Source organism: Enterobacter sp. UPMP2060 (genome assembly GCF_053709655.1).
The window spans coordinates 118,205-133,584 of record NZ_JBSKJQ010000008.1 but is presented as its reverse complement, the minus strand read 5'-3'; the positions used below and the strand labels follow the sequence as shown (position 1 = coordinate 133,584).

Here is a 15,380-nt window from a genome sequence, read left to right as displayed (position 1 = left end):
GCACCCCGCTTAAGGCTCCCCATACAACCCAATCAGCCGCCGCACCACGCCGTTCGTCCAGCCGAAACCGTCCTGCAGCGGATACTCACCCCCGCCGCCTTCGCGCGGCGTGCTGCTGGCGATGTGGTACTTCTCAATCAGCTTGTGATGCGTCTTATAAAAATGGTTCACCGTATGCAGCCAGCTCCAGGCGATCTCATCGCCCAGCGAGTCGTTGCCGTACTGCTTGAACCCCTGAATCGCCATCCACTGCAGCGGCGCCCAGCCGTTGGGTTTATCCCACTGCTCGCCGGTTTCGTACTCGGTCGCCAGAATTCCGCCCGGCGTCAGCAGACGCGCCTTGACCGCATCCGACAAACGTTCTGCCTGCTCGTGCGTCGCCATTCCAACATACAGCGGCACAATGCTGGCGGCAGAAAACAGCGCCAGCTCTTCGCGTCGCCAGTCGTAATCGCGGTAGCAGCCGCTCTCCTCATCCCACAGATAGCGGTTCACCGCCGCGCGGCGATCGTTGGCTTTCTGGCGGAACGCCTCTGCCGTCTCTTTATCCCCTTTCGACGCCGAGATGTTGGCGATAGCGCTTTCCAGCTTGAACAGGAAGGCGTTCAGATCGATGGGGATAAACTGCGTCGTGCGGATGCTGGCGAGCCGCGACGGATCGCGCAGCCAGCGGGACGAATAATCCCAGCCGGACGCCGCCCCCGCGCGCAGATCGCGATACACCTCATTGGGCGGACGACCCGAGTGGCGCGCGGTTTCAACGTCCTCGATCCACGATTCGTCGCGCGGAGTATCACGGTCGTCCCAGTAGCGGTTGAGCAGTGAACCGTCCGGCATGCGCACGGCGCTGCGGTAAGCCTGGTTAAGCAGCAGCGACTCCGCGCCGTCCATCCAGAAGGCGTACTCCATTTTGAGGTGATCCAGATAGCGTTTCGCACCGCGCACGCCGTCCTCCTCGAACAGCTCCACCATCAGGGCAAAGACCGGCGGCTGCGAGCGGCTGAGATAATAGGTGCGATTGCCGTTGGGGATATGCCCGTAGCGTTCAATCAGCCAGGCGAAGTTGTCCGCCATACATTTGAGCAGATCGTTACGGCCGCTCTCCGCCAGCCCCAGCATGGAGAAATAGGAATCCCAGTAGTAGGTCTCGCTGAATCGCCCGCCGGGGACGATATAGGCCTGCGGCAGGGCCAGCAGGGAAGACCAGGGAATATGATCCTGCGGCTCGCGCGTCAGCACCGGCCACAGGTTATCAATATGCTCTTTCAGGGAGAGTCCCGGGTCGGAGACATATTCTGTGCCGTACGTTTCTGGCATCCAGAAGTGGTTCTCCACAAACTGGCGCAGGTCGAAATCCCGGTGGCGTCTGACCTTGCGGTAGCGGATCAGGATATCCAGCGGATCCATCTTCGGCGCGCAGTCGGGAAAGGTTTTACTGTCCGCAAACAGCCGCGTCGACTGCACATGCTCGAACAGTTCAAGATAGCGGTCTGCGGGCGTCAACGCATCGGAGGCGGGTAGCCCCTCGATCATTTCGGGTTCCGGCTCCGCCTCAATCATTTCATCCAGTTTCAACTCGCAGGGATCGGTCTCGTAGCGCAGCTCTTCTGCAATCTCGAACTCGATGTTCTCGGTAGCCTGTAGTTTCTGGTTGAACATGGTGATAGGGACCTCCGGTTGTGTGTTCAAAAGACAGGTTTATCCGGGCGTCTTATAAGCGTAGACATTCGCTTCGGTAGATGGGGAGGGATATGTGCGGTAGATCACTATTTTCGGAGCATTCGTTTTGCAACGATTTATGAATGTTAAAAAAATGCCCCTCCGGAGAGGGGCATCAGGATTAACGCATGGTCACAAACTCTTCCGCGGCCGTCGGGTGGATGGCCACGGTGTTGTCGAAGTCTTTCTTGGTTGCGCCCATCTTCAGCGCCACGGCGAAGCCCTGCAGGATCTCGTCCATACCGAAGCCGATGCCGTGGATGCCGACAATCTTCTCTTCCGGGCCCACGCAGACCAGCTTCATGCGGCACGGCTGACGGTGTGAGGTGACGGCGGTATACATGGCGGTGAAGGCCGATTTATACACTTTCACCTGGTCGTCGCCATACTGCTCGCGCGCCTGCGGCTCGGTTAAGCCGACGGTGCCGATTGGCGGGTGGCTGAAGACCACGGTCGGGATGTTGCTGTAGTCCAGATGCTCGTCCGGCTTGTTGTTGAACAGGCGCTCGGAGAGACGACGACCCGCCGCAACGGCGACCGGCGTCAGCTCAACCGCGCCGGTGTTGTCGCCGACCGCATAAATGCCCGGTACGCTGGTGTTCTGGAATTTATCGACGACGATATAGCCTTTTTCGTCGGTTTTCACGCCCGTCACGCCCAGGTTGAAGTTATCGTTCGCAGGTTCACGGCCAATCGCCCAGATCAGGCAATCGACGGTCTGGCTGCGGCCATCTTCCAGCTCAAGCGTCAGGCTACCATCCGCGTTTTTCACCACCGCTTTTGGCACGGCGTTGGTGTGCAGGGTCGGGCCTTCGGTGTTCATCACTTCAACCAGCGTATCGACAATCAGCGGGTCAAAGCTGCGCAGCGGCGCGTGTTTACGTACGAACAGGTGCGCTTCCGCGCCCAGGCCGTTAATCACGCCAGCCAGTTCCACCGCAATGTAGCCCGCGCCAACAACGGCAACGCGTTTTGGCAGGGCAGGCAGCTCAAAGAAACCGTCGGAGTCGATGCCGTATTCCACGCCCGGGATGTTCGGGTGGCTCGGACGACCGCCGGTGGCGATCAGGATGTGATCGGCGGTGATCGTCTCGCCGTTCACTTCGATCGTTTTCGCGTCCACAAAGCGGGCGAAACCGTGGATAACATCGACGTTATTTTTACCCAGCACGTTGTCGTACGAGGTGTGAATGCGGTCGATGTAGGCGGTACGGCTGGCGATCAGTTTGTCCCAGTCGAAGCGGTTGATGGTGGTGTCAAAGCCGTAGTCCGGGCCATACATATGGATAGCTTCACGGATCTGCGCCGCATGCCACATCACTTTCTTCGGTACACAACCCACGTTCACGCAGGTGCCGCCCAGCGCTTTGGCTTCAATCAGCGCGCACTTCTGGCCGTACATGGCCGCACGGTTGATGGAGGCGATGCCGCCGCTGCCGCCGCCGATTGCGATGTAGTCATAATGCTTAGTCATTGCTTTTGTCCTTAATCGTGAATTGCCGCGATTGTATACCTGAAATCAATAGTTTCCACCGATGACTGCGATTACTCCGGCACGATCCAACTGACGGTGGCGTGGCCTGTACCGGCGGGCACCAGCGTTTTATGCAGCCACGGCAGCACGTTGTTCATCTGCGCTTCGAGCTTCCACGGCGGGTTGATCACAATCATGCCGGAGGCGGTCATGCCGAGCTGATCGCTGTCAGGGCGTACCGCCAGCTCGATCTGCAGGATCTTGCGGATGCCGGTCGCTTCCAGGTCTTTGATCATGCGTTTGATCTGCGCGCGCAGCACCACCGGGTACCACAGGGCATAGGTGCCGGTAGCAAAGCGTTTGTAGCCTTCGTGGATGCCGGTTACCACCGCCTGATAGTCGGTTTTGATTTCGTACGGCGGGTCGATCAGCACCAGGCCACGACGGGAAACCGGCGGCAGTTTGGCCTTCAGCTGCTGGTAACCGTCGGCTTTTTCCACGCGGGCGCGGCTGTCTTTCTGGAATTCGGAACGCAGCAGCGGGAAGTCGCTCGGATGCAGCTCGGTCAACTGGAGGCTGTCCTGCTCGCGCAGCAGCTGGCGTGCAATCAGCGGTGAGCCAGGGTAGTAGCGCAGCTGGCCGTTGCGGTTGAAGTGATTCACCACGCCGATGTAAGGCTCCAGCTCGGCAGGCAGGTCGTCCTGCTGCCAGATGCGGGCAATCCCTTCTAGATATTCACCGGTACGCTCGGCATGCTCGCCGCTCAGCTGATAACGGCCCGCGCCCGCGTGCGTGTCCAGATAGAGAAACGGCTTCTCTTTCTCTTTGAGCGATTCGATGATCAGGCTCTGAACGGTGTGTTTAAGGACGTCGGCGTGGTTGCCTGCGTGGAAGCTGTGGCGATAACTGAGCATGGATGAATGTGTTCCAGGTAGTAAACGTAGGCCCGATAAGCGTAACGCCATCGGGCAAAAATAGAGCGTATCGCCACAGTATACAGAAAAGTTTCCACCGCCGCGAAAGCGCAACGCCCGGCATTGAAATCCTCTACACTTAACCCCATTCTAGATCCCATATGCATAGCGCCGGATGCGCGCTTCATTCACCTATTTCAACAGGACAGCGTTTATGACCAATCCATTACTGACGCCTTTTTCGTTGCCGCCGTTTTCTAAAATCCTCCCTGAGCATGTTGTTCCAGCCGTTACGCAATCGCTGGACAACTGCCGCGCGGCGGTAGAAAGCGTGGTAGCGCAGGGCGCGCCGTACACCTGGGAAAATCTGTGTCAGCCGCTGGCCGAAGTGGACGACGTGCTGGGGCGTATCTTCTCCCCGGTGAGCCACCTGAACTCGGTAAAAAACAGCCCGGAACTGCGCGAAGCCTACGAGCAGACCCTGCCGCTGCTCTCTGAGTACAGCACCTGGGTCGGGCAGCACGAAGGGCTGTACAAAGCCTACCGCGACCTGCGCGACGGCGACCACTATGCCGAACTGAACACGGCGCAGAAAAAATCGGTCGATAACGCCCTGCGTGATTTTGAGCTGTCCGGGATTGGCCTGCCAAAAGAGAAGCAGACCCGCTACGGCGAAATTGCCGCGCGTCTGTCCGAGCTGGGCAACCAGTACAGCAACAACGTGCTCGACGCCACCATGGGCTGGACGAAGCTGATTACCGACGAAGCTGAGCTGGCCGGTATGCCGGAAAGCGCGCTGGCGGCGGCAAAAGCCCAGGCTGAAGCGAAAGAGCAGGAAGGCTTCCTGTTGACGCTGGATATCCCGAGCTATCTGCCGGTGATGACCTACTGCGACAACCAGGCCCTGCGCGAAGAGATGTACCGCGCGTACAGCACCCGCGCCTCCGATCAGGTGCCGAATGCCGGTAAGTGGGACAACAGCCCGGTAATGGCGGAAATCCTCGCCCTGCGTCACGAGCTGGCGCAGCTGCTGGGCTTCGAAAACTACGCGGATAAATCCCTCGCCACCAAAATGGCGGAGAACCCGCAGCAGGTGCTCGACTTCCTGACCGATCTGGCGAAACGCGCCCGTCCGCAGGGTGAGAAAGAGCTGGCCCAGCTGCGCGCCTTCGCGAAAGCCGAGTTCGGCGTGGACGAGCTGCAGCCGTGGGATATCGCGTACTACAGCGAAAAACAGAAGCAGCATCTTTACAGCATTAGCGATGAGCAGCTGCGCCCTTACTTCCCGGAAAACAAAGCCGTTAACGGCCTGTTCGAAGTGGTAAAGCGCATCTATGGCATCACCGCCAAAGAGCGTACCGATATCGACGTCTGGCACCCGGACGTGCGCTTCTTCGAGCTGTATGACGAGAAAAACGAGCTGCGCGGCAGCTTCTACCTCGATCTCTACGCGCGTGAGAACAAGCGCGGCGGGGCGTGGATGGACGACTGCGTGGGCCAGATGCGTAAAGCCGACGGTTCCCTGCAAAAACCGGTCGCCTACCTGACCTGTAACTTCAACCGTCCGGTAAGCGGCAAACCGGCGCTGTTCACCCACGACGAAGTGATCACCCTTTTCCACGAGTTCGGTCATGGTCTGCACCACATGCTGACCCGCATCGAAACCGCAGGCGTAGCCGGTATCAGCGGCGTGCCGTGGGATGCGGTCGAGCTGCCAAGCCAGTTTATGGAAAACTGGTGCTGGGAGCCGGACGCGCTGGCGTTTATCTCCGGTCACTATGAGACCGGCGAGCCGCTGCCGAAAGCGCTGCTGGATAAAATGCTGGCGGCGAAAAACTACCAGGCGGCGATGTTCATTCTGCGCCAGCTGGAGTTCGGCCTGTTCGATTTCCGCCTGCACGCCGAGTTTAGCCCGGAGCAGGGCGCGAAAATCCTTGAGACCCTGGCCGAGATTAAAAAGCAGGTTGCCGTTATTCCAGGGCCAACCTGGGGCCGCTTCCCGCACGCGTTCAGCCATATCTTCGCCGGCGGCTACGCGGCGGGCTACTACAGCTACTTGTGGGCCGACGTGCTGGCCGCAGATGCCTTCTCTCGCTTCGAAGAAGAGGGGATCTTCAACCGCGAAACCGGCCAGTCTTTCCTCGATAACATCCTGACCCGCGGCGGGTCTGAAGAGCCAATGGTGCTGTTCAAACGCTTCCGCGGCCGCGAGCCGCAGCTGGACGCGATGCTTGAGCATTACGGGATCAAAGGCTGATTGTTACGTGAAGATCTGCTTAGTAGATGAAACAGGCGCCGGAGACGGCGCCTTATCTGTTCTGGCGGCCCGCTGGGGGCTGGAGCACGATGAAGAAAACCTGATGGCGCTGGTGATGACGCCGGAACATCTCGAATTACGCAAGCGCGACGAACCGAAGCTCGGCGGGATTTTCGTCGATTTTGTCGGCGGCGCGATGGCGCACCGGCGCAAGTTCGGAGGCGGTCGCGGCGAAGCGGTGGCCAAAGCGGTCGGCATCAAAGGGAGCTACCTCCCGGACGTGGTCGATGCAACGGCGGGGCTGGGGCGCGATGCGTTTGTGCTGGCGTCCGTCGGCTGTCGCGTGCGGATGCTGGAGCGTAATCCGGTGGTCGCTGCGCTGCTCGACGACGGGCTGGCGCGAGGCTACGCGGACCCGGAAATCGGCCCCTGGCTACAGGATCGTTTGCAGCTGATCCACGCCTCCAGCCTGACGGCATTGACGGACATCACCCCGCGCCCGCAGGTGGTCTATCTCGACCCTATGTTCCCGCATAAGCAGAAAAGCGCGCTGGTGAAGAAAGAGATGCGGGTGTTTCAGTCGCTGGTGGGACCGGATTTGGATGCCGATGGCCTGCTGGAGCCGGCTCGTCAGCTTGCCACGAAGCGGGTGGTGGTAAAGCGCCCGGACTATGCGCCGCCGCTGGCGGACGTTGCGACCACTAACGCGGTGACCACCAAAGGGCACCGGTTTGATATTTATCCGGGTACGCCGGAATAAAAAAGCCGGGTGGCGGCTTCGCCTTACCCGGCCTGTGTCCTCGATCTATTCCCTCTCCCTTTGGGAGAGGGTTAGGGTGAGGGGAGTTTAACGCACTTACTCGTCTTCTTCGTCACGCAGTGGAACAATCAGCATATCCACGTGAACGGTGTTAATCAGCTGGCGCGCTGAAGACATCAGTTTGCTCCAGAAGTCCTGATGATGACCGCAAACCACCAGGTCCATATCGTATTTCTTAATCGCATCAACCAGCACCTGGCCCAGGTCGCCGCTGCCGCTCAGGGTTTCGGTAATCGGATAGCCCGCGTTGGTGGAGAGTTCGCTCAGGGCATGGTGAGTCTCTTCGGAAATGCGTTTCTGCATATCGCCAAGATTCACGTCGATCAGACCGGTGTAGAGGTCGGAGTAATTCACGTCAACGTGAATCAGCGAAACTTTCGCGTTGTAGGGACGTGCCATGGATACCGCTTTATCAACCAGCACTTTGCTCTCCGGAGAGAGGTCAACCGCGATGAGAATGTGTTTGTAAGCCATAGTGTTACTCCTTCCTTAAGTTATCGATGACTAAGTGAGAATGCCGTCGTCTGATACTTTCATTACGGCCCAGTTAAACATATTTTTCAAGCTTTGGTGTTGATAACGATTAACCTTGTGGCAAAAAAATTAACGGATCTCCTACACTGTTAAATGAGCCGTTCGGATATTAAAACGCGAACCGGATCGATTTTGGTCATTCTTTCACTGAACTGTCTGTCAGGGCATTGGGGTGCGGTAGCTCAGGAGCCTTGCTTCGTGGGCGGACGCCGGGGAGGATGTATGATTAGCACCGTCGCATTGTTTTGGGCGTTATGCGTGGTTTGCATAGTGAATATGGCGCGCTACTTCTCATCGTTACGTGCGCTGTTAGTGGTACTTCGTGGTTGCGATCCGTTGCTTTATCAGTATGTGGACGGTGGAGGGTTCTTCACCTCGCATGGACAGCCCAGCAAGCAGATGCGTCTGGTGGGATACATCTACTACCAGCGCTACCGCGATCATCACGATGAAGAGTTTATTCGTCGCTGCGAGCGCCTGCGTCGTCAGTTCATTTTGACCAGCGCCCTGTGCGGGCTGGTCGTAGTCAGTATGATTGCATTGATGATTTGGCACTGAGCATAAAAAAAGCGGGTCAGCTTCCTGACCCGCTTTTTTGTCGCCTTCAACCGATTAAATCAGCTTCAGCGAAATCCAGTACAAACCGCCAGACAGCAGGATTGAGGCCGGAAGGGTGAACACCCAGGCCATCAGAATGTTGGTCACGGTTTTGCGCTGCAGACCGCCACCGTCAACAATCATGGTACCTGCCACGGACGAAGAGAGTACGTGGGTGGTGGATACCGGCATACCGGTGTAGCTCGCCAGACCGATAGACACTGCCGCCGTCATCTGCGCGGACATACCCTGCGCATAGGTCATGCCTTTCTTACCGATCTTCTCGCCGATGGTGGTCGCCACACGACGCCAGCCAATCATCGTACCGATACCAAGCGCCAGCGCGACGGCCATGATGATCCAGATTGGCGCGTACTCAATGGTGTTGAGCATATCGCTTTTCAGTTTCTTCAGCAGACGTTTGTCGTCACCATTCACCTCTGGCAGCTTCGCGACTTTATCGGTCACATCAGAGATACAGAGCATGATACGACGCAGCTGACCACGCTGTTCTACAGCCAGTTTGTCGTAGCTTTCGATATCGCCCAGCATGCCTTTCGCACGTTCCAGCGCGTTAATCGCGTTTGCCGGATGGCAGTGGAACTCGCCAGGCGCGGTGGTTGCACCGGCTTCCGGAGAAGGGATCAATTGATCAACGCCGGTCGCTTTTTTCAGCAGGTCAGGATGCTGCTGGAAATAGGTTTCAACGTTGTTGACCGCATCGCGGGTACGGGTGATTTCGTAACCCGAGGCGTTCATGTTCACCACGAAGCCTGCCGGTGCGACGCCGATCAGAACCAGCATCACCAGACCAATGCCTTTCTGCCCGTCGTTCGCGCCGTGAGAGAAGGCCACGCCGATAGCAGAAATGATCAGGGCGATACGCGTCCAGAACGGCGGCTTTTTCTTGCCGTCTTTCTTCTCACGCTCTGCTGGCGTCAGGTGGATACGCGCACGTTTTTTCGTGTTGCTCCAGTAGCGACGCAGGATGAAAATCAATCCCCCCGCGACTACCAGACCCACGATAGGGGAGATGATCAGGGAGCCGAAAATGCCCAATACTTTAGGCAGGTTCAGCGCATCAACAACCGATGTCCCGGTCATCAGGGCGTTGGTTAAACCGATACCGATAATCGCGCCGATGAGGGTGTGAGAACTGGATGCAGGCAGGCCAAAATACCAGGTACCGAGGTTCCAGATAATTGCAGCAAGCAGCATTGAGAACACCATAGCGAGGCCATGGCCAGAACTAACGTTAAGCAGCAGATCCGTTGGCAGCATATGCACGATGGCATACGCAACGCTCAGTCCGCCCAGGAGAACACCAAAAAAGTTAAATACCGCCGCCATAACAACCGCAAGCTGCGATCGCATTGCGCGAGTGTAGATAACCGTCGCTACTGCGTTTGCAGTGTCGTGGAAGCCGTTGATCGCTTCGTAAAACAGTACAAAAACCAGAGCAAGCAATAATAAAAGCCCGGTATGTAAATCCAGGCCGGCAAACAAATGTAGCATAGGACGTTACGCCATTTTGAGGACATGAACGCGGCGCATTATCCAGGACAAATGCGCGGCGGGCAAAGTGAAATATAGACTTTTTTTGACATACCACCTGATTTGAGAAAAGCACTAGAAAGGATATTCTTTAAATTTCAATGAAATGGCTTTGTAATATCTTTTTACGCTGGTGTGACCACAGAGGAAACTTTACAATCCGCGGCAGTTAACAAAGAGGGTTTTGACGTGGAAAGGTTTGATGCCGTGGTAATTGGCGCCGGTGCGGCGGGTATGTTTTGTGCGGCAATGGCCGGACAGGCGGGTCGTCGCGTGCTGCTGCTGGATAACGGTAAAAAGCCCGGCCGTAAGATCCTGATGTCCGGCGGCGGGCGCTGCAACTTTACTAATCTGTATGTTGAACCCGCGGCCTATTTGAGCCAAAACCGTCATTTTTGTAAATCTGCGCTGGCGCGCTACACCCAATGGGATTTTATCGACCTTGTGGGTAAGCACGGTATCGCGTGGCATGAAAAGACGCTGGGGCAGCTGTTCTGCGACGACTCCGCGCAGCAGATTGTCGATATGCTGGTGGCCGAGTGCGAGAAGGGCGGCGTCGTCATGCGCCTGCGCACGGAAGTGCTGGAGGTCGCGCGCGACGACCAGGGCTATACGCTGCAGCTGAACGGTGAAACCGTCAATGCAGATAGCCTGGTGATCGCCAGCGGCGGCCTGTCTATGCCGGGGCTGGGCGCCTCCCCGTTCGGCTATAAGATTGCCGAACAGTTTGGCCTGAAAGTCTTGCCCACTCGCGCCGGGCTGGTGCCGTTTACGCTGCATAAACCGCTTCTTGAACAGCTTCAGACGCTGTCTGGCGTGTCCGTTCCCTCCGTCATTACCGCCGAAGACGGGACGGTGTTCCGCGAAAATCTGCTCTTTACCCATCGCGGCCTCTCCGGCCCGGCGGTATTGCAAATCTCCAGCTACTGGCAGCCGGGGGAGTTTGTCACGGTTAACCTGCTTCCCGATTGCGATCTCGACGCGTTCCTTAACGAGCAGCGTACCGCGCACCCGAATCAAAGCCTGAAAAACACCCTGGCAATGCAGCTGCCAAAACGTCTGGTGGAATGTTTGCAGGCGCTGGGGCAGATCCCGGACGTGTCGCTCAAGCAGCTTAACAGCCGCGAGCAGGAAACGCTGGTCGAGACCCTGACAAACTGGCGCGTTCAGCCAAACGGCACCGAAGGCTACCGCACGGCGGAAGTGACGCTGGGTGGCGTTGACACGAATGAGCTCTCGTCCCGCACCATGGAAGCGCGCAACGTGCCGGGGCTCTATTTTATTGGCGAAGTGATGGATGTGACCGGCTGGCTCGGCGGGTACAACTTCCAGTGGGCATGGGCAAGTGCCTGGGCGTGCGCTCAGGCGCTGGCAGAAGACAAGTGACATAAGAGCACAGCCACTCGTCACGGTTGGCTTTACGAGCTGACGGTGGTGACGTCTGTCACAGCAAGAATATTGCTCGCGGCCACGGTCCCCATCCTGATATATGACGCTGCGGTAACGCCGCCAATATGCGGTGAAATAACCACGTTTTCTACGGACTGCCAGAGGTGCGGCGCGGTCAGCGGCTCGTGGGTAAAGCTGTCCAGCGCGGCGCTGTGCAGCGTGCCATCCCTGAGCGCCGCCAGTAACGACTCATCGTGGATCAGTCCACCGCGTGCCGTATTGACCAGAATTGCGTTCCGCTTGCAGTGTGCGAGCGTTTCGCTATTGATCATCCCCCGATTCTCATCGGTCAGCGGACAGTGCAAAGAGATGACATCGGAACGGGAAAGAAGTCCGTTCAGCGTTTCTGCGCGTTCGCACAGGGCAGGCATAGTCTTAGCATAGGGATCGTAAGCCAGCACCTTCATGCCGAAAGCGTGACCAATAGTCGCCACGCGCGAGCCGATAGCACCCAACCCAATTAGCCCTAACGTTAAGCCCTCCAGTTCAATGGATTTATGCGTCGCCTTATCCCAGTGCCCGGCTCGCAGCCGCTTGTCCAGAGGCACCACTGACTTTGCGCAGGCGAGGATCAGCGCCCAGGTATTTCAGCCACTGCCGCCGCGTTTGCGCCTGGCGCAGCCCGGACGGCGATGTTGCGCTCGGCCGCTGCCGTCTGGTCTATCACATCGATCCCGCTTCCGTGCTTGGAAATAACCTGCAAAGCCGGGGCGGCATCCATAACTTTCTCGGTGATCCTGCCGTAACGTACCAGGATCGCCACAGGATTGTGTCGTTTACACAGCGCGATCAGGTCATCTTCTGTGGGCTGGCGGCCCGCAAACACCACCTCAAAGCCCTGTAACATCACCATGGCCTGCTCCGCCAGGTCGCTTCCGGTAACCAGCACTACGTCTTTGCCCCCCATCACAGCGTCTCCTCGTCGCTCAACATACCTGCCTTACGAAGCGCGTCATCAAGCCAGTGTGGACGTAAATCGCCTTCACGGATGGCAGCAAGACGCCGGGTCTCCATCTCCAGCTTTTCTTTTGCCAGAGCGATAACCTCCTGAACCTCATCGCGCGGGATGACGACCACGCCGTCGATATCCGCGACAACCAGGTCTCCGGCCTGAACCGTCGCCCCGGCGACTGAAATGGGATGATTCACCCGGCCAGAAATTAACTTTGTCGGGCCGCAGGGGTTCAGACCGGCAGAAAAGACGGGGTAGTGACCTTTGCTCAGGGTGTCGGCGTCACGTACAGCCCCGTCAATAATAATGCCCGCAATGCCGCTCGCCTGAGCCTGAGTGGCCATGATTTCCCCCAGCAGCGCGCAGCTCAGGTCGCCTTTGCCATCGACGATCAGGACATCGCCGGGCTGCGCCACCGCCATCGCGGCATGAATCGCCAGATTATCCCCCGGACGCACTTCAACGGTGATGGCCGGACCCGCAACGGACATGTGTGGGGCCAGCGGTTTGATGCGGCCATGAAGCGTACCGCGGCGACCGGCCACGTCGGCCAGAATAGCTGCCTGATACTCGGCCGCTCGACGAACGTCCTCGGCAGAAACACGCTCGAAATGGCGATTAATCGGTTTTTTTTCATTAACGGACATAAATGCCTCCATATTGTTTTACTTAGTACAATGCAGGTGTACAGAACAAAACAACTATAGCGGTGTTGCTTTCCTTTTAGCCAGACCCGAGGTGGCGTTTGTGATGTAAACACGAAGTGACTCACAAAATTTGAGGTACACTCACTGCCGGGCTAACAAGGAGATAATGATGGGGAATGAAGGCGTTGTAGCGGTTGAAAAAGCGCTGGCTTTACTGGATTGCTTCCGTCCTGGAGATGAGAGCCTGACGCTGACCGCGCTGGCACAGCTGTCGGGTTATCACAAAACCACGGTTTACCGCTTGATGAATTCTCTTGAACGGATGAATTACGTCGTCAGGCATGAAGACGGCAATTATGCGCTGGGCCCACGTCTGCTTTACCTCGGCAAGCTGTATGAACAATCTTTCCATCTTTCCCGGGTGGTTCAGCCAGAGCTTCAGGCCTTATCCCTGGCGTCTCAGGAGAGTGCCAGCTGGTATGTGCTGGAGGGAGGGCAGCGGCTTTGCCTGTTTCGCGCTGAAGCGTCGCATGGCCTGCGACACAGCAATCTTCCCGGCAGCCAGTTCCCGCTCGATAATTCGGCCATCAGTAAGGTATTACGCCATTGGGGGCTCAATGAAAGCCTACCGGAGGGAGAAGCTGAACTCCCATTCTATACGTCAGGCGCGCGCGATCCCCATACCGCTGCGTTTGCGATGCCTGTCTTCGGCGTTCACGACAAGCTGGTTGCGGCGTTAGCCCTGACCGGCCCCATCTCGCGGCTGACGGAAGATCGTCGTGAGAAGGAAATAGGGCAGTTGATGAAGGCGGCTGCAAGCCGTCTTTCGCAGAAAATGGGCGCCAGTAAGCCCTTCTGTCAGCAGTTCTTTGGTGAAACGAGCGACGCGGCGGAAGAAAATCTTTAAACGCAGAAGCGGGACAAATGTCCCGCTTCTGTCATCGTTAATGCGTGACCTGTTTTTCGTGTAGCTGAGCGCGGCGGGCCTGCCGCCCCATAATGAGCACCGCGATACCCCCGGCCACGCACAGCGCGGCCAGCGGAAGCATTGCCAGCGTGTAGCTGCCCGTCCGCTCATTGATAATGCCGTACGCGTTTACCATCACCGCCCCACCTATCAGGTTTGCGATGGCGCCAATCGCGGCCAGTCCCGCCGCCGCTGAGGTACTGCTCATCCAACCGGACGCCAGCGCCCAGAAAGGCCCTTTCATTGAATAAGCGCCTATCAGCATAATGCTCAGGATAACGATCGTGGCAGACAGCGAGACGCTTACAAAGGCGGCGAACACACCTGCGGCAATCATGAACAGCGTGAGTGCGGTATGCCAGCGGCGTTCGTTGGTACGATCGGAATTCCGTCCCCATACAATCATGAGAACCGATGCCAGACCGTAAGGAATGGCGTTAAACAGACCTGTCTCAAGGTTATCCAGATGGAAGGATTTCAGCAGTTGAGGAGACCAGACGCTGATGGTCGTGCCCGCGGAAGATGCACCCGCGTAAATCAGCGCCATCAGCCAGATTTGGCGATGCTTCAGCAACTGCCACGTCGTCTGGTGTCCGATACTCTTTTGCTGATTGCGCTCGGTTTCCAGCGTGGTTTCCAGCCATTGTTTCTGTTCGCTGCTGAGCCAGCTCGCCTGATGAGGGCGATCCCGGAGAATAAACCAGGCTGCAATACCCAGCAGCACCGCCGGCAAGCCTTCAATAATGAACAGCAGATGCCAGCCGCGAAGGCCCAGCCAGCCATCCAGTGACAGTATCAACCCGGAAAGCGGGGAGCCGATGAAGTTAGCGAGCGGGATGGCGACCATAAAGGACGCAATAATGCGTGCGCGGTAGCGGGACGGGATCCACCAGGTCAGATACAGCACGACGCCCGGGAAGAAGCCCGCCTCTGCAGCACCGAGAAGAAAACGGACGATATAGAGCGACGTGGTGTTCTGCACCAGGGCCATACACATGGAGACGATGCCCCAGCTGATCATAATGCGCGGGATCCACAGCCGGGCGCCGACTTTCTGCATGGCCAAGTTGCTGGGTACTTCAAACAAAAAATAGGCCACGAAATAAAGACTGCTGGCAAAGCCAAACGCGGCTTTACTGAGGCCAAGGTCCTCATTCATCTGCAGCGAAGCCATGCCGATATTCCCGCGATCGATAATGGAGACCAGGTAACTGACAATCAGAAACGGGAGAATACGCCAGATCACCTTCCGCATCGTCTCTCTTTCTATGTCCTCGGTGGCGGTAGCGCCGTTACGTAAATGTTCTGTCATTGTGTCCTCGCAGGGTTTGTTCTTTGTTTTATTAGGTACAACTCAGTTTTATTAAACAAAACCACTATAGCGACGGCGCGTTATTTTTATCCAGTTAATGGAAGGTTTAAATGATGTAAATAAGAGGTGACTCACAGATAGTGCGCTGCAGATATATAGCTCACAGCAGTCGAACCAGCCGCAA

12 protein-coding genes and 1 pseudogene are annotated in these 15,380 nt (G+C 57.3%); 5 read left to right on the top strand and 8 right to left on the bottom strand.

Annotated elements, in window-relative coordinates; genetic code table 11:
* Positions 1–9 precede the first annotated feature (9 nt).
* The 3 genes from ACWKXN_RS16440 to ACWKXN_RS16430 form a co-directional block, all read right to left on the bottom strand.
* Positions 10–1,659 (bottom strand): alpha,alpha-trehalase, encoded by a 1,650-nt coding sequence (locus ACWKXN_RS16440; RefSeq protein WP_033146864.1) that lies wholly within the window; start codon positions 1,657–1,659, stop codon positions 10–12.
* Positions 1,660–1,840: 181 nt separating this feature from the next.
* Entirely contained in the window at positions 1,841–3,193 is a 1,353-nt protein-coding gene (gene gorA / locus ACWKXN_RS16435) for a glutathione-disulfide reductase (protein WP_033146863.1), read from the bottom strand.
* 71 nt (positions 3,194–3,264) lie between these two features.
* On the bottom strand, positions 3,265–4,107 hold the full coding sequence (locus ACWKXN_RS16430; RefSeq protein ID WP_454544027.1) for a 23S rRNA (adenine(2030)-N(6))-methyltransferase RlmJ: 843 nt from the start codon (positions 4,105–4,107) through the stop codon (positions 3,265–3,267).
* A gap of 214 nt (positions 4,108–4,321) precedes the next feature.
* Here ACWKXN_RS16430 and prlC point away from each other — a divergent pair, with 214 nt between their 5' ends.
* Together prlC and rsmJ are read left to right on the top strand one after the other, a co-directional pair.
* Positions 4,322–6,364, top strand: coding sequence for an oligopeptidase A (gene prlC / locus ACWKXN_RS16425; protein WP_454544026.1), 2,043 nt, complete (start codon positions 4,322–4,324; stop codon positions 6,362–6,364).
* A 7-nt stretch (positions 6,365–6,371) separates the two neighbouring features.
* Positions 6,372–7,124 carry a 16S rRNA (guanine(1516)-N(2))-methyltransferase RsmJ gene (gene rsmJ / locus ACWKXN_RS16420; protein ID WP_033146861.1) on the top strand — a complete coding sequence of 251 codons (753 nt, stop codon included), beginning with the start codon at positions 6,372–6,374 and terminating at the stop codon, positions 7,122–7,124.
* 96 nt (positions 7,125–7,220) lie between these two features.
* Here the strand turns inward: rsmJ and uspA are convergent, their stop codons facing one another.
* Entirely contained in the window at positions 7,221–7,658 is a 438-nt protein-coding gene (gene uspA, locus ACWKXN_RS16415) for a universal stress protein UspA (RefSeq protein ID WP_003861223.1), read from the bottom strand.
* Between the two features lie 282 nt (positions 7,659–7,940).
* Here uspA and uspB point away from each other — a divergent pair, with 282 nt between their 5' ends.
* Positions 7,941–8,276: a universal stress protein UspB gene (gene uspB / locus ACWKXN_RS16410; protein WP_003861224.1), complete on the top strand. Its 336-nt coding sequence runs from the start codon at positions 7,941–7,943 to the stop codon at positions 8,274–8,276.
* 54 nt (positions 8,277–8,330) lie between these two features.
* On the opposite strand, the gene pitA is transcribed toward uspB, so the two are convergent.
* Positions 8,331–9,830: an inorganic phosphate transporter PitA gene (gene pitA / locus ACWKXN_RS16405; protein WP_023309552.1), complete on the bottom strand. Its 1,500-nt coding sequence runs from the start codon at positions 9,828–9,830 to the stop codon at positions 8,331–8,333.
* Positions 9,831–10,058: 228 nt separating this feature from the next.
* Here pitA and ACWKXN_RS16400 point away from each other — a divergent pair, with 228 nt between their 5' ends.
* Complete coding sequence (locus ACWKXN_RS16400) at positions 10,059–11,255, top strand: BaiN/RdsA family NAD(P)/FAD-dependent oxidoreductase (RefSeq protein ID WP_069303397.1); 1,197 nt, start codon at positions 10,059–10,061, stop codon at positions 11,253–11,255.
* A gap of 32 nt (positions 11,256–11,287) precedes the next feature.
* On the opposite strand, the pseudogene ACWKXN_RS16395 reads toward ACWKXN_RS16400, so the two are convergent.
* Together ACWKXN_RS16395 and ACWKXN_RS16390 are read right to left on the bottom strand one after the other, a co-directional pair.
* A pseudogene (locus tag ACWKXN_RS16395) lies at positions 11,288–12,225 on the bottom strand (NAD(P)-dependent oxidoreductase).
* A complete protein-coding gene (locus tag ACWKXN_RS16390; RefSeq protein ID WP_058842012.1) occupies positions 12,225–12,917 on the bottom strand; it encodes an RraA family protein in 693 nt (230 codons plus the stop codon). Before ACWKXN_RS16390 ends, ACWKXN_RS16395 begins: the two are co-directional and overlap by 1 nt.
* A 169-nt stretch (positions 12,918–13,086) precedes the next feature.
* On the opposite strand from ACWKXN_RS16390, the gene ACWKXN_RS16385 reads away from it, so the two are divergent.
* Positions 13,087–13,824 (top strand): IclR family transcriptional regulator, encoded by a 738-nt coding sequence (locus ACWKXN_RS16385; protein ID WP_182071620.1) that lies wholly within the window; start codon positions 13,087–13,089, stop codon positions 13,822–13,824.
* 37 nt (positions 13,825–13,861) lie between these two features.
* Here the strand turns inward: ACWKXN_RS16385 and ACWKXN_RS16380 are convergent, their stop codons facing one another.
* Positions 13,862–15,196: an MFS transporter gene (locus ACWKXN_RS16380; RefSeq protein WP_048981458.1), complete on the bottom strand. Its 1,335-nt coding sequence runs from the start codon at positions 15,194–15,196 to the stop codon at positions 13,862–13,864.
* Positions 15,197–15,380: the final 184 nt, after the last annotated feature.